The organism is Paradevosia shaoguanensis (assembly GCF_016801025.1).
Classification (GTDB): domain Bacteria; phylum Pseudomonadota; class Alphaproteobacteria; order Rhizobiales; family Devosiaceae; genus Paradevosia; species Paradevosia shaoguanensis.
Genome location: NZ_CP068983.1, coordinates 2254210 through 2279529, shown reverse-complemented (window position 1 = coordinate 2279529; position 25320 = coordinate 2254210). Strand labels below are relative to the sequence as shown.

The window sequence follows — 25320 nt, the reverse complement described above, 5'->3', positions numbered from 1 at the left end:
TCATCCCGACATCACCGTATTGCCGCCGCCATGCCGCTTGGCGAGATCGAGGACGCTTACGCGCCGCAATTCGTCGACGAGACTCTTTTCGGCCTTGGCCATGGCATGCTCGATGAGGTGATTGACCGTGCCCTCCACCGGGCAATTGGGGTGGTCGGACGACGGACTGATGGCGAAGAGCTGGGCGTTGAGCGCCTGGTGGACGTCGAGCATGGTGATGTCGCCGGCCGGACGCGCCAGTGACCATCCCCCGCTCCGTCCGCCTGCCGAAGCCACGAGCCCGGCTTCGCGCAACAGGCCCATGGTGCGACGCACCACCACCGGATTGGTATTGAGCATGCGAGCGATGACCTCGGAAGTCTCGCTACCGCCGAGCAGGTGCATGTGGACCAGGACGTGCAGCATGCGCGCGAGGCGGGTATCGCTCATTGCTTATCCGTAACAAGGTGAGTTGCAGAAACTATCCATCGGCGTTACTGTAACACAGGCAGTTGCGAATTGCAGCGGGAGATGACGATGCCGGCACGAGATGTGGACGCCAACGGAATTCGGTTGCGGGTGGTGGATGAAGGACAGGGACCCGCGGTGCTGCTGGTGCATGGATTTCCGGAGACCGCCCATGCCTGGCGCCACCAGATCCGGGCGCTGGCAGAAGCCGGCTATCGGGCAATCGCGCCGGACCTGCGGGGCTATGGCGGCTCGGAGCGACCAGAGGCGGCAGAGAGCTACTCGGTCTTCGACATCGTGGGCGACCTGGTGGGGCTGCTCGATGCGCTCGCGATCGATGAAGCGGTCATCGTCGGCAACGATTGGGGCACGACCATCGCCTGGCAGGCGGCGCTGATGCGGCCGGACCGGTTCCGCGCGATCGTCGCCATCGGCGTGCCGATGATGGGTCCGGCGCCGATGCGGCCGACGCAGCTCTTCCCGCAGAACGAGGAGGAGCAGTTCTATACGCTCTATTTCCAGGAGCCGGGCCTCGCGGAGGCGGAGTTCGAGCGGGATGTGGCGCTGACCTTGCGGAAACTGCTGTTTGCAGCCTCGCGTGATGCCGGCCCGCGCCGGCCGGGCGATGGCACGCCCAATCCCTTCTCGATGGTATCGCGGCGGCTCGGATTGCTTGGCGGCCTGCCCGACCCGGCAGAGCTGCCGGCCTGGCTGACAGAGGACGACCTGCGGACTTATGCGGCTGCCTTTGCCCAGAGCGGGTTTCGGGGGCCGCTGAGCTATTATCGCAATCTCGATGCGAACTGGCGATTGCAGCGGTCGCTGGACGGACTCAAGGTTGCGGTGCCGGCGCTCTATATGGTCGGCGAGCAGGATGTCGGGCTCGAAATGCCGGGCATGCGGGAGATCATCGCAGCTATGCCGGCACTGGTGCCGCAGCTCAGGGGGAACGTCTTCATCCCCGATTGCGGGCATTGGGCGCCGCAGGAGCGACCCGATGTCGTGAGCGGCAATATCCTGGAATTCGTCGGCACGCTCTGACGTGCTTTGGCCGCGCTTCGTGATAGGATGCGGGCCGTCAAACCCGCTGCGTGGTGATGGCCATGTTGGAAACTGACAGGGCGTTTTCCGGTTCGATCCCGGAGAATTACGACCGGCACATGGTGCCGCTGATCTTCGAGGCTTATGCGCAGGACATGGCGCGGCGGGTGGCGGCGCTCTCGCCCCATGCCGTGCTGGAAACGGCGGCGGGCAGCGGGGTTGTTACCCGCGCGCTCGCCCCGCAATTGCCGGCGGACGCGACCTATGTGGTCACCGACCTCAACCAGCCGATGCTCGACTATGCACGCTCGCGCCAGCCGCCCGACAAGCGGATCACGTGGCGACAGGCCGATGCATTGGGGCTGCCTTTCGAGGGCGGGGCGTTCGATGTCGTGTGCTGTGAATTCGGCGCGATGTTCTTTCCTGACCGGATAGCGGGGTTTCGCGAGGCACGGCGCATGCTCAGGCCAAGCGGGCGCTTCATCTTCAGCGTCTGGGACCGGGTCGAGGAGAACGTCTTTGCCGACGAGGTGACCCGCACGCTTGCCGAGATCTTCCCCGACGATCCACCGCGTTTCCTGGTACGGACGCCGCATGGCTATTTCGACAAGGCACTGATCCGGCGCGATCTCGAGGCGGCGGGATTTTCCGATGTCGAGATCGAGACGCGGGCGGAGCAGAGCCGCGCCTTCTCGCCCGACATCCCCGCCCTCGCCTATTGCCAGGGTACGCTGTTGCGCAACGAGATCGAGGAGCGGGCGCCGGGAGCGCTGGCGGAGGTGACCGAGAAGGTGGCGGCAGCGATTGCGCAAAAGCACGGAAGCGGCGAGGTCGCGGCCAAGATACAGGCCCACATCGTTACGGCCGTGAACTAGACCGGCGCCGGCAGGTCACGCAGCCGGGCGGCCGGCGAGACGAGAATGATGAGGAGTTGCAGCAGGAAGCAGAAGGCTGAGGCCATAAGACAGGCCTCGGGCCCCGAAAGGCTGGCGATAAGGAGGCCGATGCCCGCCCCGATCGGCCGGGCGCCTGAGGTGGCGAGGGTCAGGAGCGCGGAGACCCGCCCGAGCATGGGCTGGGGCGTGATGACCTGGCGCAGCGAGGTGGTGTTGATGGTCCAGAGGATCGGGCCGAAGCCGAAGCAGAAAAAGGCAAGGCCAACCAGCGGCAGGCTCGGCACGCGACCGAAGTGAGGACCAGCAGCGAGCCTATGAAGCCGCCCAGCGGGCCGACGGCGATCAGCACGCCCAGCGGCAGGCATTGCGCCAGCGGCTTGGCGAGGAAGGCGCCGGCAATCATGCCGATGCCGTAGACACCGAGGACGAGGCCGACCATGGCGGCGTCAGCGCCCAGATGGTTGATGAGGAAAACCACGAACACCGCCTGAAGGATGAACCATCCGACATTGAAGAGCGACGCGGTGGCGGCGATCGGCAGGAGCAGGCTGTCGCCCGCCACGAACCGGCAGCCCTCGATCACCTCCTGCAGGAAATGGCGACGCGGGCGCGCAATAGCGACGGGCTCGGGAAGGCGGCTGACCAGCAGGAGCGAGCCGATAGAGGCGGACATGGCGACGAGGAAGGCGAGCGATGCGCCGGTCCAGCCGACCAGTGCCCCGCCCATCGGCGGGCCGGCAACGAAGGCGGCGCTGCGCGCCAGCTCCAGCCAGCGATTGACGACGGGCAGTTCGGCGGGGCGAACGATCATGGGCAGGAGCGCCGGGGCGGCGACGCTGAAGATCAGCGTGCCCACGGTGCCAACAAGGCCCAGGGCAGCCAGCAATGGAACAGTGAGGAGATTGGTGGCGAGGGCGAGCATGATGAGCCCGAGCGTCGCCCCGCGCAGAACTTCGGCCCAGATCATCAGGCGACGGCGCGAGAGCCGGTCGACCAGGACGCCGACGGGAAGCGACAGCAACAGGAACGGCAAGGTCTGAACCATCTGCACGAAGCCGGTATCGGTTGCCCCGCCCCCGAGCATCACCACGACGGCAATGGGTCCGGCGGCTAGCGCAATCTGCTCGGAGAACTGGGCGGCGAGGGTAGACCAGAGGAGCGACTTTGCCGGGGAATTGGGCTGCATCTTGCCAACGCTGAAACGAGAATATCAGCGATTGGCTAGCGGGCAGCCCTGAACTGGACGACCCGGTTTTGACCGGTAGCAACTCATTCTCAGGCGAGCTCGTCGGTGGCGAAGAGCGTGACGCGCAGGCCGCCATGCAGCACCGATTGCGGGCTGGGCTTGAAGGGGAGACCCGTTGCCTTGGCGAGAGCGACATCGGTGGTGATGATGCCGACGCGCCACCCCGAAAAGCGCTCGCTCAGGGTCCTGCCGAGTGCCTGGTAAAGGGGCGCCAGCTGCTTCTTGTTGCCGATGCGGGCGCCATAGGGCGGGTTGACGATGACGAGACCGGGCGGCCCGTCCGGACGTTCGATCTCGCTGACCTTGGCCTGGACGAACTGCGTCAACTCGCTTACGCCGGCGCGCGCGGCATTGGCGCGGCTCATCTCGATGGCGCCGGCATCGCGATCGCTGCCGAAGAAGTGGAAGGATGGCGTGGTGGCGGCCGGCTGGGCGGCGCGCAGCTTCTGCCAGGCGGCGACATCGAAGGTGGCAAGCTGCTCGAAGGCGAAACTCCGGTCACGGCCGGGATTGAGGCCGGCAGCAATCTCGGCGGCCTCGATGACGAAGGTGCCCGAGCCGCACATGGGGTCGAGCACGGGTTCGAGCCCGCCATAGCCGCATTGGCGGAGGAACAGCGCGGCCATGGTTTCGCGCATGGGCGCACGGTTGACCGCTTCCTTGTGGCCGCGCTTGTGCAGCATCTCGCCGGAGCTATCGACACTGATGGTGCAGAAATCGTCCTCGATTCGCGCCTTGATGGTGATTGCGGCGTCGGCGGAAATCGGCGCGCCGAATTCTTCGGCGATGGCCGTCTCGATGCGCTGGGCGGCGGCGCCGGCATGGTAGATGCGCGAGCGTTTGCAGGAGGCTTCGACGCGCACCGGCACATCCGGGCGCAGGACATCACCCCAGGCGACCTTCCGCGCGCGCTTGTCGAGCTGGGCCAGGTGCATGACGCGGAAGCCGCCGATGCGGGCAAGGACGCGACCCGCGCCGCGGATTTCGAGATTGGCCCGCCAGACATCGGGCCAATGCCCCATGAAGGCCACGCCGCCTTCAACGACCTTGGCCCCGGCAAAACCGCGCTCGCGCGCCTCTTCGCACAACACGGCCTCGAGGCCTGGAGGGGCCACGAGGAAAATCTCGAACGGAACGTCACTCATGCCGCTTCATAGCCGGGCGCAAGGCGATCAGCGACAGGATTTTCAGTCGCCCTGAAAAACGCGCTCGAAGAGATGCTGGTAGGTGAGCACCAATCCCTCCTCGTCGACGCTCAGATCCGCCTCGAAACCCTGCGACAATCCGAGGTCGGTATAATGCACCTCGCCCGGTCCAACCCGACCATAGCGCTGTCGGGAACGCGCGACGGTAAGCGTCGGGCCATCGATGAAGGCAACATCGAGCGTGAGAGTGCTGGCCGGGTCCGGCGACAGGCGGCGGATGGGAAGGGTGTTGCAGAAGGGCGTGACCGAAAGATCGGGCTCCTCGACGCCTTCGAGATCGAGGCGGACGATGCCGTCGACCTTCCAGCCCGAGCCGGCGCGTTCGAGGTCGAGCGTCCTGTGGCCGTCGCCATTCCAGCGCTCGACGCTGACGCGCTGCGCGCGCCAGTTGGGATCGAGCTGCCAGTGATGATCGAGGCGGAAGCCGCCCGCTTCCAGGCAGACGAGGCTGGAGGACACCGCGATGCCGTCGACATCGCGCGTGAGGGCGAGCCGCTCCAGCCCGCTGATATCGGTGCGCCGCCAGAAGATCACATCGGTATCGGACACTGTTCGCCTCCCTCGGGGCTTCACAAATCGCTGAGCATGCTGGCATTTAGAAGGGCGCCCGCATATCGAATGGCGCCAGCGTCATCAGTCAGCCGAGTCTCCCATGGCCGCCACCCGCTCCCTCCCCACCGACAAGATCGCCGCAGGCATTGCCTTCGTGCTCGGCTTCGCCGCCATTGCCGGCGCCTGGGGCTCCCAGCTTTTCGGTGGGCTCGTGCCGTGCGAACTCTGCCTCGAACAGCGCCTCGCCTATTACTGGGGCCTGCCCATACTGGCACTGGTGCTGCTGCTATGGAACCGCCTGCCGCTGCTGGTCTGGTACATCGCCATGGGCATCGTAGCGCTGATCTTCGTGTGGAGCACCTATATGGGCGGCTACCATGCGGGCGTGGAATGGGGCTTCTGGGCGGGCCCGACCGCGTGCACCGGCACGGGCGACGGCATCAGCTTCAACGATCTCAACAATATCGATGCGGCCCGCGTCATTCCGTGCGACGCGGTGCAGTTCCGGTTCCTCGGCATTTCGCTGGCCGGTTACAACGCCCTGGTATCGCTGGTGATCGTGGCGCTGCTGGTGTTCTCGATCATCAAGCAGGCACAGGGGCGCCGCGCCTAGGCTCCGTACCCAATTGCACCGGCAGATGAGGTTGCGATGGCCGCCCCTCCACCGGACTTCCCCGGACTTGATCCGGGGCCCATTGCCATTCTCCACTCGAGTGGAGCAATCCGTGGGCCCCGGCTCTGCGGCCGGGGAAGTTCAGTGGGTGTGGCGCGGCCGACGGACAGCGCTTCCGTTGGACTCTGTCGGATGGGGAGATAAGCGCTCTGCGGGCGCCGGGACTTATTGAGTACGGACGCTAAGGCTCGAGCTCGATATCCCAGTAGAGAAAGTCCAGCCAGCTGCGGTGCAGGTAGTTGGGCGGGAAGGCGCGGCCGGCATTGTGCAGGTCGTGGACCGATGGCTGGTACGGCACCTGGTGCGGGAACATCTTGATCTCGCTGGGGAGCCGGTTGGCCTTGCGCAAGTTGCAGGGCGCGCAGGCCGTCACGACGTTTTCCCAGGTGGTTCGTCCGCCCTTCGAGCGCGGCAGCACATGGTCGAACGTCAGATCATCCCTGCTGCCGCAATACTGGCACTGGAAATGATCGCGCAGGAACACGTTGAAGCGCGTGAAGGCCGGATGGCGGGCGGGACGAATGTAGTCCTTGAGCGAAACGACGCTGGGCAGCTTCATTTCGAAGCTCGGGCTTTTGACCACCCGGTCGTACTCAGAGACGATATTGACCCTGTCCAGGCACACCGCCTTGATCGCGTCCTGCCAAGACCAAAGCGAGAGGGGATAGTAGCTGAGCGGCCGAAAATCGGCGTTCAGTACGAGCGCGGGACAGGACTCAGGCGACACATGTATGGTCACTCGAGGCTCCCGGAACCGGAATCACTGACGTCCATAACGTCAATAATGTATGCCCTTTGTGACGCCGCTGTGAAGCAGGAAAGCGCGACTTTCGCCGATCAGAGCGTGGCCGTGACGCCTTCGATGAAGGCGCTGGCAAAGGCCAGCCCATCGGGCGAGATGCCGTGGCCCACGCCGTGATCGACATGATAGCTCACCTCGAACCCGGCCTTGCGCAACGCCTCGGCGGCCTCCGCGCTCAGTGCCGGATCGACCACCGAATCCATGTCGCCATGGACGAGGCAGACCGGCGGGCGCGCCTTGCTGCCGTCGTAGAATCCTTCGGGTGGAACGAAGGCGCCGGAAAAGGCGATGACGCCCATCAGCGGCTCATCGAGCGACGTGCCCACATGCAGCGCCATCATCGCGCCCTGGCTGAAGCCGACGAGCAGCGTGTCCCTGGCCGAAAGCCCGGTCTGCGCCCAGAGCGCCTTGAGGAATTCTACGACCACCGGACGCGCCGTGGGCAGTCCCGCCGCGCGGCTCTCGACGCGATCGAGATCGAGCGCGAACCATTGGTAGCCGGCGGGATTGCCGCGTGCGACCTCAGGTCCGTTGGGCGAGACGAAGAGCGCATCGGGCAGGAGCTGCTGCCAGTGCGAGGCCAGCGCGATGAGGTCGGAACCATCCGAACCGTAGCCATGCAGCAGCACCACGATCTGCCTGGGCTTGCCGCCCGAGAACGGGGCGAGCATGGGTCCGGAAAGTGTCGTCATAGCAAAATGCCCTCTCTGTCGCGCATGACCGCGAAATAGCGCCAGAACAGTAAAGCGGCCGTTGCCCGATGTGGAGCCCAGGCCCGCGCGATTTCGACCAATTGCCTGGCGGGCGGCCGCTCGGCAAGCCCCAGCCCCTGCCCCACCGCCTTCTGCAGCGCCAGATCGCCGGCCGGGAAGACATCGGGATGGGCGGCGCAGAACATGAGATAGACCTCGGCCGTCCAGGGACCGATGCCCTTGTGGCGGGTGAGTTCGGCAACCGCTTCGTCGGCGGAGAGGGACGGCAGCCGCTCGAAATCGAGATCGCCCGCGGCCACTGCCTCGGCGATGGCTCGGATCGTCCGCTTCTTGAACCCCGAAAGGCCGACGCCTTCGATGTCCTGCTCAGAGAGCGCGGCATAGCTCGACGCCTCGAGCGCGCCGGGCACGAGTTCGAACCGCGACCAGATCGCCCGTGCACTCGCCACCGACACCTGCTGGCCGATGATGATCTTGGCCATGCCGGCAAAGCCGGGCGGGTTGATGCGCAGCGGGAAGGCGCCGGCGGTCTCGGCTACCGGATGCAGGCGCGGGTCTATCTCGAGCAGGCGCGCCAGGTGACGCTCCAGCGTCTCGACAGAATCGAGCCGTTCTTCCAAGGGTAGCGGGACCGTCATTGCTGGAACTGGGCGATAGGGTAAGGCACGTGTCATCTCAACCGATCTTGCGCTTCGCGCCAAGCCCCAATGGCCATCTGCATCTGGGTCACGCCTATTCGGCGCTCTTCACCTGGCGTGCCGCCGCCGAGATTGGCGGGGTGGCTCTGCTGCGGATCGAGGACACCGACGTCACGCGCTGTAAACCCGAATTTGCTGACGCCATCATGGAGGACCTCGCCTGGCTCGGCCTCTCCTGGCCCGAGCCGGTGCTCTATCAATCGACACGTTTCCCGACCTATGCGCATAAGGCGGCGGAACTGGCCGCGCGTAACCTGCTCTATCCCTGCTTCTGCTCGCGCAGCGAGATCGCCGCCGCCGCCACCGCGCGCGACCCGGATGGGGCGCCGCTTTATCCGGGGACGTGCCGGCATCTCTCGGACGTTGAAATCACTGAGCGGTTGGAGCGGGGCGATCCCGTGCAGTATCGGCTGAAATCCGACCGCGCCATCGCGCTGGCCGGGCCATTGCACTTTCGCGTCGCGCAACCGGACGTGACGGCTTCCGTCGAAACCCGCGTGGCGCATCCCGAACTCTGGGGTGACGTGGTGCTGCAGCGCAAGGGCACGCCGACGAGCTATCACCTGAGCGTCGTCATCGACGACGACGCGCAGGGCATCACCCATGTGACACGTGGCAGGGACATGGAGGCGGCGACAGACTTCCACGTCCTGCTGCAGGCCCTGCTCGGCCTCGCCTCGCCCATCTATACCTTCCACGAGCTCATTCTCGATGAGGAGGGCAAGAAGCTCTCCAAATCGCGCGAGTCGGAAAGCCTGCGGGCATTGCGCACCGCAGGCTGGTCGGCTGACGATGTGAGACGCCATCTCGGCTTTGCGTGAGGGAGCGCGGTCAACCTCGCGCTCCCTCCCTCGCCTCAGGCGGCCTGCCGCTTGTCGGCGAAGAACGGGGCGACAGCGGCCGCAACGGCCTCCTCGAACGGGGTGCCGAAATTCGGGCCGAGGATGGCGGACAGGCGCTCGTCCCTGAGCTCCATCGTGTTGTCCCAAAGGTAGCGCATCTTGGCGACTTCGCGCATGACCGGCATGGCGAGCCCGACGACGCGGATCATCAGCCAGGGGAACGGCACCGTCTTGAGCGGCACGGGCGCGGCCGCCTTGACCGCCTCGACCAGCTCGCCATGGGTGACGAAGTGGCCGGCAAAGTGGAGGTTCTCGAACTGGCCGAGCGAGGCGCGCACCGAAGCCACCTTCTCGAAGGCGCGGCCGAGATCGGGGAGATAGGCCCAGCTATGACCGATCGCGGGCGCCCCGGGAATGGCCACGCGATGCTTGCCGGCCTCGCGCAGGATTGCCTGGTCGAAATAGTCGAAATCATTGTTGGCGGCGAAGAAATCGCCGGCGCGGATGATGAGCACCTGCATGTCGCCACGCTCGGCCGCGGCCTCGAGCATGGCCTCGGCCCGCACGCGGATGGCCCCGCGCTCGGTCTGGGGATGCTGGGGCAGATCGGGCGTCACATAGCGATCGCTGGCGGCGTAATTGTAGATGTTGCCCGGAAAGAGGAGGGTCTTGCCGGCCGTGCCCATGGCGGCGATCACCCGGGCGATCTGCGCTTCCTTGCGGCCGTGATCCCATTTGTCATAGGGGAGGTTGAGCGCGTTGACGACGACATCGGCATCGCCGACGGCCGCCGCCATGTCCTCGACGCTCTCGGCATCGCCCTTGATGAAGCGGATGCCGTTCAGCGGGTGCTTGTTGGAGCGCCCGAACCCGCTCACCTCCCAGCCCGCATCGAGGAAAGCGCGCGCCGCATGCTGGCCGATATGGCCGTTGATCCCGAGAACGGTAACCTTGCCCTTGCTCGACATGATGAAATCTCCGTGGTTGACGGACACAACATCTCTCATTCATGATTGTTGATGAATTCCTCAAACTAGCAGATTTGACATTCAAAAATGAATGATCCGGATTGGTCGCTCTGGCGCAGCTTCGCAGCGGTGGTCGAAACCGGCTCCCTCTCGGCGGCGGCCCGCGAGCTCGGGTTGAGCCAGCCGACGCTGGGCCGCCATGTCGAGGCCCTGGAGCAGAGCCTCGGCGTGGTGCTTTTCGAACGCACGCTGACCGGCTTCAAGCCCACGGAAACGGCGCTGCGGCTCTACGAGCCCGTGCGTGGCGCCCAACGCGCGCTGGCCGAAGCGGCGCTGATGGCCGAGGGCGCGCAGCCGGGGCTCAACGGCACCGTGCGGATCACGGCGAGCGAGGTCGTCTCGCACTTCGTGCTGCCACAGCTTCTGGTGCCGATCAGGGCGCAGTTTCCCGACATCGCCATCGAGATCGTGCCCACCGATTCGGCCGAAAACCTGCTGCTGCGCGAGGCCGATATCGCCATTCGCATGTTCCGCCCCACCCAGCTCGAACTGGTGACGCGCAAGCTGGGCGAACTGCCCATCGTCTGCTGCGCCCATGAAAGCTACCTGGCGCGCCGCGGCACGCCGCAGACCACCGAGGAGCTTTACGGGCACGACCTCATCGGGCTCGACCGCTCGGACCTCTTGATCCGCGCGGCCAGCGGCATGGGCTTCGCCCTGACCCGCGACGACTTCCGCCTGCGCACCGACGACCAGCCCCTCGCCTGGCAATTGGCGCGCGCCGGACTGGGCATCGCCTTTGCCCAGCAGGGACTGGTGGAAACGACGCCGGGCATGCGCGCGCTGCTGCCGCAATTGCAGATACCCGCGCTCGAAGTCTGGCTCACCACCCACAGGGAATTGTTCACCAGCAGGCGGATTCGTGCCATCTATGACGCGCTTGGCGCAGCCCTCTCTGCCTATGTCGCCAAGCCGAAAGGTTAGCATGCAAGGCGCTTACAATATCCTCATCTTCATCGGCCTTGCCGTAGTCGCGTTCATTCTCGGCTGGGGTATCGTCAACATGTTCCGCGGCGGCGATCCGAACATGAGCCAGAAGCTCATGCGCGCCCGCGTCATCGCCCAGGCGATCGTGGTCGTGCTGATCGTCATCGCCATGTACGTGTTCGGCACGCGCAGCTGAGGCGCATCGCCAAGCGCGCGAGCCTCGATTAGTCTCTTCCCGTTGATTTGCCGGAGGGCGTGATGGTCAAGCTCAACAAGATCTACACCAAGACCGGCGACGACGGCACGACCGGCCTCGTGCGCGGCCCCCGCCGCTCCAAGGCGGACCTCAGGATCGAGGCCTTCGGCACGATCGACGAGGCCAATTCGCTGATCGGGCTCGCCCGCACGGGCACCCAGTCCATGCCCAAGATCGATACGGTCCTGGCACGCGTGCAGAATGACCTCTTCGACCTCGGCTCGGACCTCGCCACTCCCGGCGAGGATGGGCCGGACGAAAAATCTCTGCGCATCACTGCCGCCCAGACCGAATGGCTGGAAAAGCAGATCGACCATTTCAACGACGGGCTCGCCCCGCTGACCAGCTTCGTGTTGCCGGGGGGCACGCCCCTGGCGGCCGAACTCCACATCGCGCGTACCGTCGCGCGCCGCGCCGAGCGACTGGTGGTGGAGCTGATTTCGGAAGAAAGCGACATCAACGCCGAGGTGCTGCGCTATATCAACCGGCTCTCCGACCTGCTGTTCGTGCTGGCGCGCGTCGCCAATGCCAATGGCGCCAAGGACGTGCTCTGGACGCCGGGCCGCTATACCCAGACCAACAAGAACGGGAGCTGAGCTTGCGCTTTTCCCCTCTGCCGGCCGCCGCCCGACCCGACGCCCGAGGGGTTAGCTGATGTTCGTCCCCATTTTCGACGAAAACCCCAAGCGGCACATCAAATATGCCGTGGTGACCTATGGGCTGATCGCCCTCAATATCCTCGTCTTCCTCGTGACGGTGACGCTGCCCAAGGAAGCCTTCGAGACGGCGACCATCGAATACGGCATGATCCCCATCGTGGTGCGGGGCCTCGTGGCGGCGCCGCTCGCCTGGCTGCCGACCTGGGCGAACCTCGAGACCTACGCCTTCCTCCATATCGACTGGCTGCACCTCCTCTCCAACATGCTGTTCCTCTGGATCTTCGGGGACAATATCGAGGATGCGATGGGGCATGTGCGCTACATCGTCTTCTACCTCGCCTGCGCGGCGCTGGCCGCGCTCATCTACCTGGCCTTCAACCCCATGGGGAACGGCCCGCTGATCGGCGCCTCGGGCGCGGTGGCGGGCGTCATGGGCGCCTATATCGTGCTCTTCCCCCATGCCCGGGTTATCGTCATCGCGCGCATCTGGATTCCGATCCCGCTGCCCCTGCCCGCTTTCTGGATGCTGGGCGTCTGGGTGCTGCTGCAGGTCTTCTACCTGCTTATCGGCTCGGCCGAACCAATCGCCTGGTGGGCGCATCTGGGCGGGGTGATGGCCGGCGCGATCCTTGCCACCATCCTCAAACGCCGCGACGTGCCGCTCTGGGGCGGGAGCCTGCCGCGGTGAGCGACATCGAGCTGCAATGGCGCGTTGAGGAAGCCTGCCACAATGCCTGGCCCTCGCCGCGGCAGATGCTCCTGGACGGCTGGATCCTGCGCTTTTCGGGCGGCATCACCCGGCGCACCAATACCGTCAACCCGCTGCGCGGCGAGCGCGCCGCGGCCACGCGCATCATTCCGGCCGCCGCAAAGCTCTACGCCTCGCTGGGGCGACCGCTCATCTTCCGCCTGCCGGACATGGCCTCAGAGATCGATGCTGAACTGGAAGCGCGCGGCTTCCAATTCAGCAGCGACGTGACGACGCTCATCGCCGATTTCTCGACGCTGCCGGGCGAACCCGCCGATGTGGAACTGAGCCATGCCGCCGACGAAGCCTGGCTGCAGGCTTTCCGCGAGGGCGGTGTCCATACCGACGAGAGCATGGCGGTCTATCTGCGCATGCTCCAGACCATCGTTCCGCCCCATCGCTTCGCCTCGATCCGGCGTGACGGCCGCGTCTGCGCGCATGCCTATGGCGTCATCCACGATGGGCTGCTGGTGGTGGAATCGGTGGCCACGGTGCCCGACCAGCGCCGGCAGGGCATGGGCAATGCCGTGGTTGCAGCGCTGATGCACTGGGCGGCAGGCGAAGGAGCCGAGGCGGCCTGCCTCCAGGTGGTGACCGACAACCTGCCGGCGCGCGCACTCTACGAGCGGCTGGGCTTCACGCGCGACCTCTATCACTATCACTACCGCAGCGCGCCTTAGGCTTTGTTTACCGGCGAGGCGTATCTTGCCGCGCATGGAGACCAATATTTCATCCACCGCCGTCCGCATGGTCATGGACCGTACTCAGCTCATGATGCAGGTCGCCCTGCTCAGGAAGCAGCAGGAAATGGACATGAGCCTGGTGGAAATGGTGACCCAGGCGGTGCAATCGGCGCCGGCCGAGGGCACCGGCCAGCAGGTCGACAAGCTCGCCTAGGCGTCCGTACTCAATAAGTCCCGGCGCCCCCAGAGCGCTTATTTCCCCATCCGATTCCAACGGAAGCGCTGTCCGTCTGCCGCGCCACAACCACTGAACTTCCCCGGCCGCAGAGCCGGGGCCCACGGATTCCTCCACTCGAGTGGAGAATGGCAATGGGCCCCGGATCAAGTCCGGGGAAGTCCGATCGTGGGGCGGCCATCGCAATTGAGTACGGACCCTAACCGAAAGCTGCGACCGGCATGAAAAATCCCCGAAGGCTGGGCGCCGCCGGGGATGTTTTTTGTCTGTTGCTGACGCCTCGGCCTAGATGCTCAGCAGGCTCTTCAGCGCCTCGATCACGCGGCCGCCATCGGGTGTATCCCAATGGGCCGGGCCCTGGAGCACGGCCATTTCGCAGCCGTTCTCGTCGAGAAGGAGCGTGGCGGGCAGGCCGATGGCAACGCCCTGGGTCTTGAGGCGATCGAAGACCTTGAAGCTCGGATCGGCATAGAGCGGAAGATGCGCCCACTGGCCTTCATCGAGGAACTTCTGGGCCTTGCCCAGGCCTTCGGTACCGATGTCCAGATTGATCGGCAGCACCTCGAACCCGGCATCGTTGTACTGGGCGGCGAGATTGTTGAGGGCCGGCATTTCCTCGCGGCAGGGTATGCACCAGGAGGCCCAGAAATTGACCAGCAGCGTCTTGCCCTTGAAATCCGCGATGGTCCTGGGATTGCCGTCCTTGTCCTGGAAGGCCATGTCGGCATAGCTGCGCGCCTGCGGCGACGGATTGAGCGCAGCCAACTCGCCGACTGCGGCGGCATCGATCTTGGCCAGCGCTTCCTTGTTGACCGGGCATTCCTTGGCCTGGGTCGAGCCATTGCTAACCCAAACCCCGACCGCTATAGCTAGCGCCGCTGCGACCAGTCCCATGCTCAATACCAGACGGGGGAACCGCTTCTTGGGGGTTCCGGGCGCGCTTTCACTCATGAACGACTCCAGAGGACTAGTGATGAGCAATCGTATGTGGGGTGGCCGGTTCTCTTCGGGCCCCGATGCCATCATGGAAGAGATCAACGCCTCGATCGGCTTTGACCAGCGGCTCTACCGGCAGGACATCGCCGGGTCAATCGCTCACGCCCGAATGCTGGCCGAAACCGGCATTCTGACGCAGGCCGATCGCGACGCGATCGTGGCTGGCTTAGAGCAGGTGCTCGCCGAGATCGAGGGTGGCGCGTTCAACTTTTCGCGTGCACTCGAAGACATCCATATGAATGTCGAGAGTCGCCTCAAGGAAATGATCGGCGATGCCGCCGGGCGCCTCCACACGGCCCGCTCGCGCAACGACCAGGTCGCCACCGACTTCCGCCTCTATGTGCGCGATTCCATCGACACCCTCGCCGCCCAGATCGGGACGCTGCAGCTGGCACTGGTCAAGCGCGCCGAGGAAGAAGCCGAAACCATCATGCCCGGCTTCACGCACCTGCAGAGCGCCCAGCCGGTGACCTTCGGTCATCACCTTCTCGCCTATGTCGAGATGCTCGGCCGCGATGCCGGTCGCCTCGCGGATGCCCGCAAGCGCCTCAATGAGAGCCCGCTGGGCTCGGCGGCCCTGGCCGGCACCTCCTTCCCCATCGACCGGCATATGACGGCGCAGGCTCTCGGGTTCGACCGCCCGACCGCCAATTCCCTCGACGCCGTCTCGGACCGCGATTTCGCCCTCGAAACCCTCTCGGCCGCCGCCATCTGCGCGGTGCACCTCTCGCGCTTTGCCGAAGAACTGGTGATCTGGAGCTCTGCCCAGTTCAACTTCGTCCGCCTCTCGGACAAGTTCACCACCGGCTCCTCGATCATGCCGCAGAAGCGCAACCCAGATGCCGCCGAGCTCATCCGCGCCAAGATCGGCCGTATCCTCGGTTCGCTCACCAGCCTGCTTGTCGTGATGAAGGGCCTGCCGCTCGCCTATTCCAAGGACATGCAGGAAGACAAGGAAGTCACCTTCGACGCCCTTGATGCCCTCTCGCTGTCGCTGGCGGCCATGACGGGCATGATCGGCGACCTGACGGTCAACCGCGAGCGCATGCACGCAGCCGCCTCCTCGGGCTTCGCCACCGCTACCGACATCGCCGATTGGCTGGTGCGCGAGGCCAATGTGCCCTTCCGCGACGCCCACCACATTACGGGCCAGGTCGTGGCTCTGGCCGAGAAGAAGGGCGTGCAGCTCGATGGCCTCACCATCGAGGATTTCAAGACCATCGATCCGCGCATCGATAGCCGCATCCACAAGGTGCTTTCTGTCGAAAGCTCGGTGCGCTCGCGCAAAAGCTATGGCGGCACCGCGCCCGACAACGTGCTGGCCCAGGCGGCACGCTGGAAACAGGCGCTGACCGGCGAAAAGACCGAACCCCGCAAGACCAAGTCAGCCTCCGGCCACGGCGACGGCGGCGTCGAGTAAGAAAAGCAGCAAGAGATGCACCACTTCGAGACCCGCGACGGCGTGCTTTACGCTGAGGACGTGCCCATGCCCGAGCTTGCCGCCAAGGTCGGCACGCCGTTCTACGTCTATTCGGCGGCAACCCTGCGTCGCCACGTGCGCGTGATGCAGGAAGCCTTCGAGGGCATACCGATGCTCCTCGCCTATGCGATGAAGGCCAATTCCAACCAGGCGGTGCTCAAGCTCATGGCCAAGCTCGGCGTCGGCGCCGACGTGGTCTCGGGTGGCGAGCTGGAACGCGCTATTGCCGCCGGCATCCCGGCTAACAAGGTGGTGTTCTCCGGCGTCGGCAAGACGGTGGCCGAGATGCGCCGCGGGCTGGAGCTGGGCATCTATTGCTTCAACGTCGAGAGCGAGCCCGAACTCGAACGCCTAGACATGATCGCCGGTGACATGGGCAAGACGGCCCGCGTCTCGGTGCGCATCAACCCCGATGTCGATGCCAAGACCCACGCCAAGATCTCGACCGGCAAGTCCGAGAACAAGTTCGGCATCCCTTTTGCACGTGCCCAGGAAGTCTATAACCGCATCGCCGACCTCAAGAACATCGAGGCGGTGGGCGTGGACATGCATATCGGCAGCCAGATCACGGACCTGGCGCCCTTTGCGGATGCCTTTACGCTCCTCGCCGAACTGGTGCGCAACCTGCGCGCCGACGGCCACAAGATCAGCCATGTCGACGTCGGCGGTGGCCTGGGCATTCCCTATTACCAGGATGAAGACGCTCCGCCCGATCCGCGCGCCTATGCCAGGATCGTGCGCGAAAAGCTCGGCGATCTCGGCGCCACCCTGGTCATCGAGCCGGGCCGCCTCATCGTGGGCAATGCCGGCGTGCTGGTGACCAAGGTCGAGTACGTCAAGGAAGGCCAGAAGACCTTCGTGATCGTCGATGCGGCGATGAACGACCTTATCCGCCCGACCCTCTACGAGGCTCATCACGACGTGGTGCCGGTGCAGCAATCCAACCTGCCTCAGATCACCGCCGATATTGTCGGCCCGGTCTGCGAGACGGGCGACTACCTGGCGCTCGGCCGCAAGATGGCCGGCGTCACCGAAGGCGACCTCCTGGCAGTGATGTCGGCCGGCGCCTATGGCGCGGTCATGGCCTCCACCTACAACACCCGCGCCCTCGTGCCCGAAGTGTTGGTGGATGGCGACCGCTGGCATGTCATCCGCCCCCGCCGGACCATCGAAGACCTCATCGCGCTCGACAGCGTCCCCGACTGGCTGTGATCCGCTGCCGGCTGCCCTAAAGCAGCCAGTGGACGAGGATCGGGGTCAGGATTGAGGTAAGGATGGCGTTGAGGCCCATGGCGATGCCGGCAAAGGTACCGGCCAGCGGGTCGACGACGAAGGCTCGGGCCGTGCCGATGCCGTGGGAGGCAAGGCCAACTGCGAAGCCGCGGGCAGCATAGTCGCGGATGCGGAAGGCGTTCATCAGCGGGGTCACGACCACGGCGCCGAGGACGCCGGTGAGGATGACGAGCACTGCGGTCAGCGACGGCTCGCCGCCCAGCTTTTCGGCAATACCCATGGCGACCGGCGCGGTCACCGACTTGGGCGCCATGGCGACCAGCACGTCATGCGGCAGGCCGAAAATTCGCCCGAGTACGATGACCGAAATGATGGCGACCATCGAGCCGACGATCAGTGCCGCCAGCAGCGGCAGGAGATTGGCGCGCACGACCGAGCGGTTGCGGACCAGCGGAATGGCGATCGACACCGTGGCGGCGCCGAGCAGGAAGTGCACGAACTGCGCGCCTTCGAAATAGACGGCGTACGGCGTGCTGGTCGCCGCGAGGATGGCGCTGACGATGAGGATGGCGATCAGCACCGGATTGACGATCGGCGCCCGCCGCGCAAGGAGCGCGATGCGATCGGCGGCCACCCAGGCCCAGAGCGTCACCACCAGCCAGAGCAGCGGCTGGGAAGAAAGATAGACCCAGAGCGAAAACGGTTCCTGGTTCATGCCAGCACCTTCTTGACCAGCAGGAACGTGCCGACCGTCGAAAGCAGCGTCAGGAGCGTCGAGAGCACGACGGTGAGCGCGATGCCGACGGCATGGCTCGAGAGCAGCCCCAATTGCTGGAGCACGCCGACGCCCGCGGGCACGAAGAGCAGGCCCAGATTGGCGAGGATGGCCGCGGCCGTCCGCTCGACCGGCAATTCCTCGCTGGTATCGCGCCATTGCGCGCGAACCAGCAGGATCACCGCCATGAAGACGAGCCCGAGGACCGGCCCGGGCACCGGCAGATTGAGGGAACGGGTGGTGATCTCGCCGGCCAATTGGCAGGCCAGCAATTGCGCAAAAGCGGCGACCATGAGGTCACTCCTGAAATAGTCTCTCCAGACGCCGGCGCAGGACGAGCTGCCACAAGAGGTATGCGAGCACGGCGATTCCGAAAGCGGTACTTAGCACAGCGATCAGGAGCACCGACATCGCGCTCGATGCCACAGTGCCGCGGCTCAGCTCGTGGACCTCTGGCCTGGACGGCAGGTAGCGCACGTAGATGGTGCCGCCGACCTTCGGCGCAGGGAGGTACGGGAAGGACATTCGCCGGGTCGCCCCCCAAGCCCGGCCAGACCCATCGAAGTACAAATATGTCAGATCGTATTCAGGAATGGCTTCCTGGGTAGGAAACCGGCTCACCACATTGGTTTTTAGCGACAGGGCTTCGATCGTCGCTGCGGTCTCGACGCCTTCGGCGGCAAGGCTGCGGCCCACATCCATGGTGTCGAAAGCCAGATGGAAACATAATGCGCCCAGGCCGAGCGTCGCGGCGGACAACGCCGCGGACAACATGACCATGCCGGGCCCGGGCTTGCTCACGGATGATCAGCCGCCGTTCATCGCCTGCTTGGCCAGCGATACGATCTCGGCCGGACGGCCGGCGAGCGCATCATCGACCTTGTCCATCAGCATCTGGAGGCTGAAGGGCTTGGGAATGACGTCGTAGATAAGGGCTTCCAGGCCATGCGCGCGCTCGCGCTGGTCGGCGAAGCCGGTCATGAGGAGGATAGTGATTTCGGGATAGGCGGCGCCCACCGAGAGGGCTAGCGCGATGCCATCCATCACCGGCATCTTGATGTCGGAGAGCAGCAGCTCGAAATCGCCGTCATGCTCGGCCATCGCCTCGGCAGCCAGCCCGCCGTCTTCGGCAAAGACTACCTCGTGGCCCTTGAGCTCAAGCGCCCGCACCACGAACTGGCGTACGTTGTCGTCATCTTCCGCAACAAGAATACGGGCCATCACTGCGTCTCACTGTCTTGATTGTTTGCAGTCGCTATCGCGACCTGGCTTTGCCCCCGGCTCGAAGCGAAGGTCAGCCTGACCCCCGCGGCCCCGACCGGCGGTTTTGGTAGTTCGGTCGAGAAGTCGACGACTTCTCCCGGCTTGAGATCGTTCGCCTGCGGCGCCACGCTCCACTCGTAGAGCGCCCCGCCGCTCGCATCGAGCAACGTCACCACGACCGAGGGCACCCGTACGATGCGGTTCGCGACCGAATAGATCCGTGCCTCGATCGAAAGAATATCGTTGCCGGCACGCTGGCTGCGCATGGTCTTGAGGTCGCGGATTTCGAGGCCCACGACGTTGACCCCCAGCCCCACGCTTTCATAGAGCCCGGCCAGGGCCGGCAATTGCCGCACGATTTCGGTGCGGAAGAAAACGCCGCCTCCGAGCAGCAGGAGAAGGGCGGCCGCGACGAGGATGCGCGCCGTGCGCCGGACGCGCGCCAGCGGCAATTGCCGCACGCGGGCATTCTGCCGCCGGAAGAAGGCGCGCTGTTGCTTGCGGGCCAGCGCGGGATCGACCCGCGGGCGCGGCGAGGCAGTGGCGGGAACCGATTCGGTCTCGATCACTTCGCCATCGACATCGACGAAATCGTCTTCCGCGGCCCGGGCCATGACGCCTGGCTGCTGCTCCTGCGCGGCGCGCCGTTCCTGCGCCGCGAATTCGGCGTCGAGCACGGCTTCGTCATCATCATCGAAGAGCTTATCGTCCGGATACTCCTCGCCCGGCTGCACCAGGGTAGGCTTGGGGCGAGGCTTGGGGAATTCGGGCGCTGCCTGCCAGGCTTCGCCACAATTGGCGCACTGCACCTTGCGACCGGCCGAGCCGATCGTTTCGAGCGCGATCTGGTAGCGAGTCTGGCAATGGGGACAAGTAATTATCATCGGCCGCGACGCTTGGGCTTGGAAAGCCATCAAGCTAGCGGCCGGGAGTTAAGACTCCTCAAATTCGCCGGCTAAGATCGAACCGAGCCGACACTTTCCCCCGCGACCGGATAAAGCCGCCAGCGTTTGGGCCGGAATGCGATCCGGCTCTTTTCCCCTGCCGGGTGGTCGAACGGCAGATCGATCTCCACAAGCCCCTGGTCCCCGCCGATTTCCAGCTCGACGCGCCGTGTGCCGCCAACGCGGCGGCTTGAAACCACGACGCCCACCATGCAGGCATCGCTCTCGACGAGTTCGACATCGTGCGGGCGGAAATAGAGGCGGGCTACGCCCTCCTCGGTTTCAGGCGCGGCAAGGCCGATGGCGCGGCCGCCGACCCAGAGTTCGTTGTTCTCGACCGTCACCGGCAAGGCGCTTGATTCGCCGATGAAGGAAAACACGAAGGGCGAGTTCGGTCGATCATAGACCTCGTCGGGCGTGCCCACCTGCTCGATATTGCCCTGGCTCATCACCACCAGCCGATCGGCAAGTTCGAGCGCCTCTTCCTGGTCGTGGGTGACGAAGACCGTGGTGTGTCCGGTGCGATCGTGGATTTCTCGCAGCCATTTGCGCAACTCCTTGCGCACCTGCGCATCGAGCGCGCCGAAGGGCTCGTCGAGCAGCAGCACGCGCGGCTCGATGGCCAGCGCCCGGGCAAGGGCCACGCGCTGGCGCTGGCCGCCCGAGAGCTGCTGGGGATAGCGCTTGTCGAGGCCGGAGAGCTGGACGAGATCGAGCAGTTCCATCGCCCGCCGCCGGATTTCCGCCTTGGGTGGGCGTGTCTGGCGCGGCCGCATGCGCAGGCCGAAGGAGATGTTGTCGAGCACCGTCATGTTGCGGAAAAGCGCATAGGCCTGGAAGACGAAGCCGACATTGCGATCCTGCACGGTCTTGGCCGAGGCATCCTCGTCGCCGAAGAAGATCTGGCCCGCCGTGGGGCTTTCGAGCCCGGCAATGAGACGCAGGAGCGTGGTCTTGCCCGAGCCGGAAGGCCCGAGCAGCGCAATGAGCTCGCCACCCTTGATATCGAGCGACACATCGTTGAGCGCAGGGTAGCGCGAAAATTCCTTGCGGACGTGGCGGACGGAAATGTCTTCCATAACTTCCCTTTAGTGCCGTCGGGTCGCCGCGAGTTCGTCGCCGAAGCGCAACTCAAGGACAGTCTTGATGATAAGGGTGACGAGCGCGAGCATGGCGAGCAGCGAAGCCACGGCGAAGGCGCCGGCGAAATTGTATTCGTTGTAGAGAATCTCGATGTGGAGCGGCATCGTCGTGGTCTTGCCGCGGATATGGCCGGACACCACCGACACGGCGCCGAATTCGCCCATGGCGCGGGCATTGCAGAGCAGCACGCCGTAGAGCAGGCCCCATTTGATGTTGGGCAGCGTCACATGCCAGAAGGTCTGCCAGCCATTGGCACCCAGCGACAGCGCCGCTTCCTCGTCGCCATTGCCCTGCACCTGCATGAGCGGGATGAGCTCGCGCGCGACGAAGGGGAAGGTGACGAAGATCGTGGCCAGCACAATGCCGGGCACGGCGAAGATGATCTCGATATCGTTGGCCTTGAGCCAGGGTCCGAAATAGCCCTGCGCACCGAAAAGCAGGACATAGACGAGGCCCGACACCACCGGGGAGACCGAGAATGGCAGGTCGATAAGGGTGATGAGGAAGGCCTTGCCCTTGAACTCGAACTTGGCGATGGCCCAGGAGGCCGCCACCCCGAAGACGAGATTGAGCGGCACGGCGATGGCGGCCACGGTCAGCGTGAGCTGGATCGCCGTCACGGCATCGCGCTGGGACAGCGACTTGAAGAAGAACTCGGCTCCCTTGCGGAAGGCCTCGCTGAAGACCAGCACCAGCGGCATGACCAGCACCAGCGCCATGAAGACGACGGCAAGGGCGACGAGCACCATGCGCACCCAGAGGCGCTCGGTGGTGGCGCCCGAGTGAATATCGGGCGCGGCGGGGGCGGGGCGGCTGTCATACACCATCGCCAAACCTCCTGCGGCTCCAGGCCTGGATCAGGTTGATGACCAGCAGCATGGCAAAGGCGATCACCAGCATGATGACCGCGATGGTCGAAGCCGCCGGCTGGTCGAATTCCTCGAGCCGGATGACGATGAGCAGCGGCGCGATCTCGGAGACGTAGGGGATATTTCCGGCAATGAAGATGACCGAGCCGTATTCTCCCACCGCGCGCGCGAAGGCGAGCGCGAAGCCTGTCAGCACGGCCGGCGTCAGGCGCGGCATGATGACGTGCCTGATGGTCTGGAGGCGCGTGGCCCCGAGTGTCGCGGCCGCCTCTTCAAGCTCCTGCTCGAATTCCTCGAGGATCGGCTGCACCGTGCGCACGACGAAGGGCAGGCCGATGAAGATCAGCGCGATGGTGATGCCTGCCGGGGTATAGGCGATCTTGATTGTCCAGGGCCCGAAATGATCGGCCCACCAGGAGCCATCGGCAAAGAGCCGCCCGATCGCGCCCTGCGGGGCAAAGAGCGCGCCGACCCAGCCCTTGGGGGCATAAAGCGTCGATAGCGCAATGCCGGCCACCGCCGTCGGCAGCGCGAATGGCAGGTCGACAATGGCATCGAGCAGCCGCCGGCCCGGAAAGCGATAGCGCACCAGCACCCAGGCCACGATGACGCCGAAGACGACGTTGACCAGGGCCGCGATGAAGGACGAGCCGAAACTCACCCAGAGCGCGGCCACGGTGCGCCGGTCGGTGGCGATTTCGATCAGCCTCTCGGGCGACAAGGAAAAGGCCTTGAAGAACAAGGCCGCAATCGGGATCAGGACGATGATCGAGAGGTAAAGGAGCGTATACCCGAACGTGAGGCCGAAGCCCGGGACGACGCTCGGCTTGACGAAGGACCAGCCCGCTCGCGCGGGCTGGTTTTTCGCCTTACTGGCCGGGTGTGTAGAGCTTGTCAAAGATCCCACCGTCCCCGAAATGCTTGGGCTGCGCTACTTTCCAGCCGCCAAAGATCGGATCATCAATAGTGACCAGCTTGATCTTTGGGAAGGCTTCCACCAGCGCCTGGTCCGTTACCAGCTCAGGCTTGGACGGACGGTAATGGTTCTTTGCGGCAATGGTCTGGCCCTCGGGCGAATAGAGATATTCGAGATAGGCCTGGGCCAGTTCACGCGTGCCGTGCTTGTCGACATTGCTATCCACGATCGCCACCGGCGGCTCGGCCAGGATCGATTGCGGCGGGATGACTATATCGAAATTGTCGGCCCCGAATTCGTCGAGCACGAGATAGGCCTCGTTCTCCCAGGCGAGCAGGACATCGCCCAACTCCTTCTGCGCGAAGGTCACGGTCGAGCCGCGGGCGCCGGTATCGAGCACGGGTACGTGCTGGTAGAGCGCCTTGACGTATTCCTCGATCTTGGCCTCGTCGCCCCCGAACTGGCCGTTGGCCCAGGCCCAGGCAGCCAGGTAATTCCAGCGGGCGCCACCCGAGGTCTTGGGATTGGGCGTGATGACCTCGACGCCGTCCTTGACCAGGTCGCCCCAGTCCTGGATGCCCTTGGGGTTACCCTTGCGCACCAGGAACACGATGGTCGAGGTATAGGGGGTCGAATTATTCTCGAAATGCGAGCGCCAATCCGGCTTGATGAGACCGGACTTCTCGACGATCGCGTTGATGTCGCTTTCGAGCGCCAGTGTCACCACATCGGCCTCAAGCCCGTCGATGACGGCCTGGGCCTGCTTGCCCGAACCGCCATGGCTGTTGTCGATGGTGACAGTGTTGCCCGTGGTTTCCTTCCAATGCGCGGCAAAGGCATCATTGAACTGCTGATAGAGTTCGCGCGTCGGATCGTATGAGACATTGAGCAGGGACTGGTCGGCGGCACGCGCCGTAACCGCAAAGCCGACGGCCAGGGCTGCGACCAGCCCGCCATAAGCGAGAATTCGTGCAGTCGTCTTCATCTTGTCCTCCAAGGGCTCCTCTCGTGAAGAACTGAATAAAGCCTACTGGATAGGTCGGCATTTACGCAAGCCGAAGACCAACCTCCGAAATCAGCCTCTGGAGAAAAAGTTCCTGCGGTGACCCCGGTTTCGCGAAAAATGGGGCGGATCGAGGGGCCGCGAGGAAGGCTAAAGGTAATCCATTCCGAATTATTAACGGTGGATTATCTGGGGCGCGCAACGCGGCTCGCTCTGCTCGCAAGAAGGATGGAGACGTGCCGGGAACTAGAGCGTTTCCAGTTCCACGTGAACGGCGTCGGCGAGCGTAGTGGAGTCGAGCACTCCACGCGTGGCCTCGGCCACCTTGGCGAAGACGTGGCGGACTTCACAGCTTTCCTCTTCGCGGCAATCGTCGCACCGCCGATAGAAGACTTTCGAGAGGCAGGGGAGCGGCGCGATCGGCCCGTCGATAAGGCGCAGCACCTCCCCGAACGTGATTTCACCCGGCGCACGCAGCAGGGCATAGCCGCCCGTGCGTCCACGCTGGCTGTTGACGAGGCCGGCGCGCTTGAGCTCGAGCAGGATCTGTTCGAGGAATTTCTTGGGAATGGCCTGCTCGCGCGAGATCTCGGAGATCATGCGGGTCGCGCCCGGCGGCACCTTGGTCAGCGCCACCAGTGCCCTCAATGCGTATTTTGCCTTTTGCGAGATCATACCCAGGGACCAATGCGGCGCCGAAACGCCTTCGCCGCCAAGCTAAGCACAATTGGCCGGGCACAGTGAAGGCCCGGCCCCTACTTTCGCGCCATATCAGGGCGTATCGGTCTTCTTGTCTTCGCCGTCTTCGTTTTCCGGCTTGTCCGAAGTCGCCATCGCCTCTTCGGAGCCGGTGTCCTCTGCCGTGGAGTCAGCGGCCATTTCCGGCGGGTTGTTACCCGGCAGTTCGTTGGGCGTTGGGTCGCTCGCGGGCAGCTCGATCGGGATCGGCTCGCTTTCGGGCGGCGCGGACGGCGGGAACTCACCCGGAGCCGGCGGCAACTCGGTGGGCGCGGGCACCGGTACTTCCGTTGGCGGCGGAGTGACGGG

The 25320-nt window shown here is 64.9% G+C and carries 32 protein-coding genes; 12 read left to right on the top strand and 20 right to left on the bottom strand.

The window, feature by feature from the left end:
- A complete protein-coding gene (locus JNE37_RS10875; RefSeq protein WP_203066255.1) occupies nucleotides 1-429 on the bottom strand; it encodes an Rrf2 family transcriptional regulator in 429 nt (142 codons plus the stop codon).
- Between the two features lie 87 nt (nucleotides 430-516).
- Here JNE37_RS10875 and JNE37_RS10870 point away from each other — a divergent pair, with 87 nt between their 5' ends.
- Nucleotides 517-1488, top strand: coding sequence for an alpha/beta fold hydrolase (locus tag JNE37_RS10870; RefSeq protein WP_203066254.1), 972 nt, complete (start codon nucleotides 517-519; stop codon nucleotides 1486-1488).
- A gap of 62 nt (nucleotides 1489-1550) precedes the next feature.
- Nucleotides 1551-2363 carry a class I SAM-dependent methyltransferase gene (locus tag JNE37_RS10865; protein ID WP_203066253.1) on the top strand — a complete coding sequence of 271 codons (813 nt, stop codon included), beginning with the start codon at nucleotides 1551-1553 and terminating at the stop codon, nucleotides 2361-2363.
- Here the strand turns inward: JNE37_RS10865 and JNE37_RS10860 are convergent.
- The 4 genes from JNE37_RS10860 to JNE37_RS10845 all read right to left on the bottom strand — a co-directional run bounded on the left by JNE37_RS10860 (nucleotide 2360) and on the right by JNE37_RS10845 (nucleotide 5384).
- Complete coding sequence (locus tag JNE37_RS10860; protein ID WP_203066252.1) at nucleotides 2360-2560, bottom strand: hypothetical protein; 201 nt, start codon at nucleotides 2558-2560, stop codon at nucleotides 2360-2362. The genes JNE37_RS10865 and JNE37_RS10860 overlap by 4 nt on opposite strands.
- Nucleotides 2533-3570 (bottom strand): MFS transporter, encoded by a 1038-nt coding sequence (locus JNE37_RS10855; RefSeq protein WP_203066251.1) that lies wholly within the window; start codon nucleotides 3568-3570, stop codon nucleotides 2533-2535. Before JNE37_RS10855 ends, JNE37_RS10860 begins: the two co-directional genes overlap by 28 nt.
- 89 nt (nucleotides 3571-3659) lie before the next feature.
- Nucleotides 3660-4775, bottom strand: coding sequence for a THUMP domain-containing class I SAM-dependent RNA methyltransferase (locus JNE37_RS10850; protein ID WP_203066250.1), 1116 nt, complete (start codon nucleotides 4773-4775; stop codon nucleotides 3660-3662).
- A gap of 42 nt (nucleotides 4776-4817) precedes the next feature.
- Nucleotides 4818-5384, bottom strand: coding sequence for a putative glycolipid-binding domain-containing protein (locus JNE37_RS10845; RefSeq protein WP_203066249.1), 567 nt, complete (start codon nucleotides 5382-5384; stop codon nucleotides 4818-4820).
- A gap of 103 nt (nucleotides 5385-5487) precedes the next feature.
- Between JNE37_RS10845 and JNE37_RS10840 the strand changes: the two genes are divergently transcribed.
- Nucleotides 5488-6000 (top strand): disulfide bond formation protein B, encoded by a 513-nt coding sequence (locus tag JNE37_RS10840; protein ID WP_203066248.1) that lies wholly within the window; start codon nucleotides 5488-5490, stop codon nucleotides 5998-6000.
- 241 nt (nucleotides 6001-6241) lie between these two features.
- Here JNE37_RS10840 and JNE37_RS10835 read toward each other — a convergent pair whose 3' ends face one another.
- From JNE37_RS10835 to JNE37_RS10825, 3 genes are all read right to left on the bottom strand, one after another.
- A complete protein-coding gene (locus tag JNE37_RS10835; RefSeq protein ID WP_035089256.1) occupies nucleotides 6242-6799 on the bottom strand; it encodes an HNH endonuclease in 558 nt (185 codons plus the stop codon).
- A gap of 98 nt (nucleotides 6800-6897) precedes the next feature.
- Nucleotides 6898-7554, bottom strand: coding sequence for an alpha/beta hydrolase (locus JNE37_RS10830; protein WP_203066247.1), 657 nt, complete (start codon nucleotides 7552-7554; stop codon nucleotides 6898-6900).
- Nucleotides 7551-8213, bottom strand: coding sequence for a DNA-3-methyladenine glycosylase family protein (locus JNE37_RS10825; protein WP_182399244.1), 663 nt, complete (start codon nucleotides 8211-8213; stop codon nucleotides 7551-7553). Before JNE37_RS10825 ends, JNE37_RS10830 begins: the two co-directional genes overlap by 4 nt.
- A 29-nt stretch (nucleotides 8214-8242) precedes the next feature.
- On the opposite strand from JNE37_RS10825, the gene gluQRS reads away from it, so the two are divergent.
- Nucleotides 8243-9094, top strand: coding sequence for a tRNA glutamyl-Q(34) synthetase GluQRS (gluQRS, locus tag JNE37_RS10820; protein WP_246513619.1), 852 nt, complete (start codon nucleotides 8243-8245; stop codon nucleotides 9092-9094).
- 35 nt (nucleotides 9095-9129) lie between these two features.
- Here the strand turns inward: gluQRS and JNE37_RS10815 are convergent, their stop codons facing one another.
- Nucleotides 9130-10083 (bottom strand): NAD-dependent epimerase/dehydratase family protein, encoded by a 954-nt coding sequence (locus JNE37_RS10815; RefSeq protein ID WP_203066246.1) that lies wholly within the window; start codon nucleotides 10081-10083, stop codon nucleotides 9130-9132.
- A gap of 87 nt (nucleotides 10084-10170) precedes the next feature.
- Here JNE37_RS10815 and JNE37_RS10810 point away from each other — a divergent pair, with 87 nt between their 5' ends.
- The 6 genes from JNE37_RS10810 to JNE37_RS10785 all read left to right on the top strand — a co-directional run bounded on the left by JNE37_RS10810 (nucleotide 10171) and on the right by JNE37_RS10785 (nucleotide 13630).
- The gene (locus tag JNE37_RS10810; protein WP_035089269.1) at nucleotides 10171-11067 is read left to right on the top strand and encodes a LysR family transcriptional regulator; all 897 of its coding nucleotides are present in this window, start codon (nucleotides 10171-10173) and stop codon (nucleotides 11065-11067) included.
- 1 nt (nucleotide 11068) lies between these two features.
- Nucleotides 11069-11266: a twin transmembrane helix small protein gene (locus JNE37_RS10805; RefSeq protein ID WP_182399241.1), complete on the top strand. Its 198-nt coding sequence runs from the start codon at nucleotides 11069-11071 to the stop codon at nucleotides 11264-11266.
- A 62-nt stretch (nucleotides 11267-11328) separates the two neighbouring features.
- A complete protein-coding gene (locus JNE37_RS10800; protein ID WP_035033189.1) occupies nucleotides 11329-11922 on the top strand; it encodes a cob(I)yrinic acid a,c-diamide adenosyltransferase in 594 nt (197 codons plus the stop codon).
- A gap of 58 nt (nucleotides 11923-11980) precedes the next feature.
- On the top strand, nucleotides 11981-12673 hold the full coding sequence (locus JNE37_RS10795) for a rhomboid family intramembrane serine protease (protein WP_203066245.1): 693 nt from the start codon (nucleotides 11981-11983) through the stop codon (nucleotides 12671-12673).
- Entirely contained in the window at nucleotides 12670-13413 is a 744-nt protein-coding gene (locus tag JNE37_RS10790) for a GNAT family N-acetyltransferase (RefSeq protein ID WP_203066244.1), read from the top strand. Before JNE37_RS10795 ends, JNE37_RS10790 begins: the two co-directional genes overlap by 4 nt.
- Before the next feature lie 34 nt (nucleotides 13414-13447).
- Nucleotides 13448-13630, top strand: coding sequence for a hypothetical protein (locus tag JNE37_RS10785; RefSeq protein WP_203066243.1), 183 nt, complete (start codon nucleotides 13448-13450; stop codon nucleotides 13628-13630).
- A gap of 306 nt (nucleotides 13631-13936) precedes the next feature.
- On the opposite strand, the gene JNE37_RS10780 is transcribed toward JNE37_RS10785, so the two are convergent.
- Nucleotides 13937-14602 carry a TlpA family protein disulfide reductase gene (locus JNE37_RS10780; RefSeq protein ID WP_203066242.1) on the bottom strand — a complete coding sequence of 222 codons (666 nt, stop codon included), beginning with the start codon at nucleotides 14600-14602 and terminating at the stop codon, nucleotides 13937-13939.
- 22 nt (nucleotides 14603-14624) lie between these two features.
- On the opposite strand from JNE37_RS10780, the gene argH reads away from it, so the two are divergent.
- Nucleotides 14625-16067: an argininosuccinate lyase gene (gene argH, locus JNE37_RS10775; RefSeq protein WP_203066241.1), complete on the top strand. Its 1443-nt coding sequence runs from the start codon at nucleotides 14625-14627 to the stop codon at nucleotides 16065-16067.
- A gap of 15 nt (nucleotides 16068-16082) precedes the next feature.
- The gene (gene lysA, locus JNE37_RS10770; RefSeq protein ID WP_203066240.1) at nucleotides 16083-17339 is read left to right on the top strand and encodes a diaminopimelate decarboxylase; all 1257 of its coding nucleotides are present in this window, start codon (nucleotides 16083-16085) and stop codon (nucleotides 17337-17339) included.
- Between the two features lie 16 nt (nucleotides 17340-17355).
- On the opposite strand, the gene JNE37_RS10765 is transcribed toward lysA, so the two are convergent.
- The 10 genes from JNE37_RS10765 to JNE37_RS10720 form a co-directional block, all read right to left on the bottom strand.
- Nucleotides 17356-18075: an LrgB family protein gene (locus JNE37_RS10765; protein WP_203066239.1), complete on the bottom strand. Its 720-nt coding sequence runs from the start codon at nucleotides 18073-18075 to the stop codon at nucleotides 17356-17358.
- Nucleotides 18072-18428, bottom strand: a complete 357-nt coding sequence (locus JNE37_RS10760; RefSeq protein ID WP_203066238.1) for a CidA/LrgA family protein — start codon at nucleotides 18426-18428, stop codon at nucleotides 18072-18074. The genes JNE37_RS10765 and JNE37_RS10760 overlap by 4 nt, the downstream gene beginning before the upstream one ends.
- A gap of 4 nt (nucleotides 18429-18432) precedes the next feature.
- Nucleotides 18433-18915, bottom strand: coding sequence for a DUF3592 domain-containing protein (locus JNE37_RS10755; RefSeq protein ID WP_203066237.1), 483 nt, complete (start codon nucleotides 18913-18915; stop codon nucleotides 18433-18435).
- A 27-nt stretch (nucleotides 18916-18942) separates the two neighbouring features.
- Nucleotides 18943-19356, bottom strand: coding sequence for a response regulator (locus JNE37_RS10750; protein WP_035036935.1), 414 nt, complete (start codon nucleotides 19354-19356; stop codon nucleotides 18943-18945).
- On the bottom strand, nucleotides 19356-20282 hold the full coding sequence (locus JNE37_RS10745) for a DUF3426 domain-containing protein (protein WP_203066236.1): 927 nt from the start codon (nucleotides 20280-20282) through the stop codon (nucleotides 19356-19358). The genes JNE37_RS10750 and JNE37_RS10745 overlap by 1 nt, the downstream gene beginning before the upstream one ends.
- A 71-nt stretch (nucleotides 20283-20353) precedes the next feature.
- Nucleotides 20354-21421 (bottom strand): sulfate/molybdate ABC transporter ATP-binding protein, encoded by a 1068-nt coding sequence (locus JNE37_RS10740; protein ID WP_182399231.1) that lies wholly within the window; start codon nucleotides 21419-21421, stop codon nucleotides 20354-20356.
- Nucleotides 21422-21430: 9 nt separating this feature from the next.
- Nucleotides 21431-22312: a sulfate ABC transporter permease subunit CysW gene (gene cysW / locus JNE37_RS10735; protein ID WP_203066235.1), complete on the bottom strand. Its 882-nt coding sequence runs from the start codon at nucleotides 22310-22312 to the stop codon at nucleotides 21431-21433.
- Nucleotides 22302-23252 (bottom strand): sulfate ABC transporter permease subunit CysT, encoded by a 951-nt coding sequence (locus tag JNE37_RS10730; RefSeq protein WP_203066234.1) that lies wholly within the window; start codon nucleotides 23250-23252, stop codon nucleotides 22302-22304. The genes cysW and JNE37_RS10730 overlap by 11 nt, the downstream gene beginning before the upstream one ends.
- A complete protein-coding gene (locus tag JNE37_RS10725) occupies nucleotides 23224-24255 on the bottom strand; it encodes a sulfate ABC transporter substrate-binding protein (RefSeq protein ID WP_182399229.1) in 1032 nt (343 codons plus the stop codon). The genes JNE37_RS10730 and JNE37_RS10725 overlap by 29 nt, the downstream gene beginning before the upstream one ends.
- A gap of 264 nt (nucleotides 24256-24519) precedes the next feature.
- Nucleotides 24520-24948: an RrF2 family transcriptional regulator gene (locus JNE37_RS10720; RefSeq protein WP_035036947.1), complete on the bottom strand. Its 429-nt coding sequence runs from the start codon at nucleotides 24946-24948 to the stop codon at nucleotides 24520-24522.
- Between the last annotated feature and the right edge of the window lie 372 nt (nucleotides 24949-25320).

Coding starts and splice junctions, on each gene's coding strand:
- JNE37_RS10875 (WP_203066255.1), bottom strand. CDS start 429: ATGAGCGATACCCGCCTCGCGCGCATGCTGCACGTCCTGGTCCACATG.
- JNE37_RS10870 (WP_203066254.1), top strand. CDS start 517: ATGCCGGCACGAGATGTGGACGCCAACGGAATTCGGTTGCGGGTGGTG.
- JNE37_RS10865 (WP_203066253.1), top strand. CDS start 1,551: ATGTTGGAAACTGACAGGGCGTTTTCCGGTTCGATCCCGGAGAATTAC.
- JNE37_RS10860 (WP_203066252.1), bottom strand. CDS start 2,560: ATGCTCGGGCGGGTCTCCGCGCTCCTGACCCTCGCCACCTCAGGCGCC.
- JNE37_RS10855 (WP_203066251.1), bottom strand. CDS start 3,570: ATGCAGCCCAATTCCCCGGCAAAGTCGCTCCTCTGGTCTACCCTCGCC.
- JNE37_RS10850 (WP_203066250.1), bottom strand. CDS start 4,775: ATGAGTGACGTTCCGTTCGAGATTTTCCTCGTGGCCCCTCCAGGCCTC.
- JNE37_RS10840 (WP_203066248.1), top strand. CDS start 5,488: ATGGCCGCCACCCGCTCCCTCCCCACCGACAAGATCGCCGCAGGCATT.
- JNE37_RS10830 (WP_203066247.1), bottom strand. CDS start 7,554: ATGACGACACTTTCCGGACCCATGCTCGCCCCGTTCTCGGGCGGCAAG.
- JNE37_RS10825 (WP_182399244.1), bottom strand. CDS start 8,213: ATGACGGTCCCGCTACCCTTGGAAGAACGGCTCGATTCTGTCGAGACG.
- JNE37_RS10815 (WP_203066246.1), bottom strand. CDS start 10,083: ATGTCGAGCAAGGGCAAGGTTACCGTTCTCGGGATCAACGGCCATATC.
- JNE37_RS10810 (WP_035089269.1), top strand. CDS start 10,171: ATGAATGATCCGGATTGGTCGCTCTGGCGCAGCTTCGCAGCGGTGGTC.
- JNE37_RS10805 (WP_182399241.1), top strand. CDS start 11,069: ATGCAAGGCGCTTACAATATCCTCATCTTCATCGGCCTTGCCGTAGTC.
- JNE37_RS10800 (WP_035033189.1), top strand. CDS start 11,329: ATGGTCAAGCTCAACAAGATCTACACCAAGACCGGCGACGACGGCACG.
- JNE37_RS10795 (WP_203066245.1), top strand. CDS start 11,981: ATGTTCGTCCCCATTTTCGACGAAAACCCCAAGCGGCACATCAAATAT.
- JNE37_RS10785 (WP_203066243.1), top strand. CDS start 13,448: ATGGAGACCAATATTTCATCCACCGCCGTCCGCATGGTCATGGACCGT.
- JNE37_RS10780 (WP_203066242.1), bottom strand. CDS start 14,602: ATGAGTGAAAGCGCGCCCGGAACCCCCAAGAAGCGGTTCCCCCGTCTG.
- argH (WP_203066241.1), top strand. CDS start 14,625: ATGAGCAATCGTATGTGGGGTGGCCGGTTCTCTTCGGGCCCCGATGCC.
- lysA (WP_203066240.1), top strand. CDS start 16,083: ATGCACCACTTCGAGACCCGCGACGGCGTGCTTTACGCTGAGGACGTG.
- JNE37_RS10765 (WP_203066239.1), bottom strand. CDS start 18,075: ATGAACCAGGAACCGTTTTCGCTCTGGGTCTATCTTTCTTCCCAGCCG.
- JNE37_RS10760 (WP_203066238.1), bottom strand. CDS start 18,428: ATGGTCGCCGCTTTTGCGCAATTGCTGGCCTGCCAATTGGCCGGCGAG.
- JNE37_RS10755 (WP_203066237.1), bottom strand. CDS start 18,915: ATGGTCATGTTGTCCGCGGCGTTGTCCGCCGCGACGCTCGGCCTGGGC.
- JNE37_RS10750 (WP_035036935.1), bottom strand. CDS start 19,356: ATGGCCCGTATTCTTGTTGCGGAAGATGACGACAACGTACGCCAGTTC.
- JNE37_RS10745 (WP_203066236.1), bottom strand. CDS start 20,282: ATGATAATTACTTGTCCCCATTGCCAGACTCGCTACCAGATCGCGCTC.
- JNE37_RS10740 (WP_182399231.1), bottom strand. CDS start 21,421: ATGGAAGACATTTCCGTCCGCCACGTCCGCAAGGAATTTTCGCGCTAC.
- cysW (WP_203066235.1), bottom strand. CDS start 22,312: ATGGTGTATGACAGCCGCCCCGCCCCCGCCGCGCCCGATATTCACTCG.
- JNE37_RS10725 (WP_182399229.1), bottom strand. CDS start 24,255: ATGAAGACGACTGCACGAATTCTCGCTTATGGCGGGCTGGTCGCAGCC.
- JNE37_RS10720 (WP_035036947.1), bottom strand. CDS start 24,948: ATGATCTCGCAAAAGGCAAAATACGCATTGAGGGCACTGGTGGCGCTG.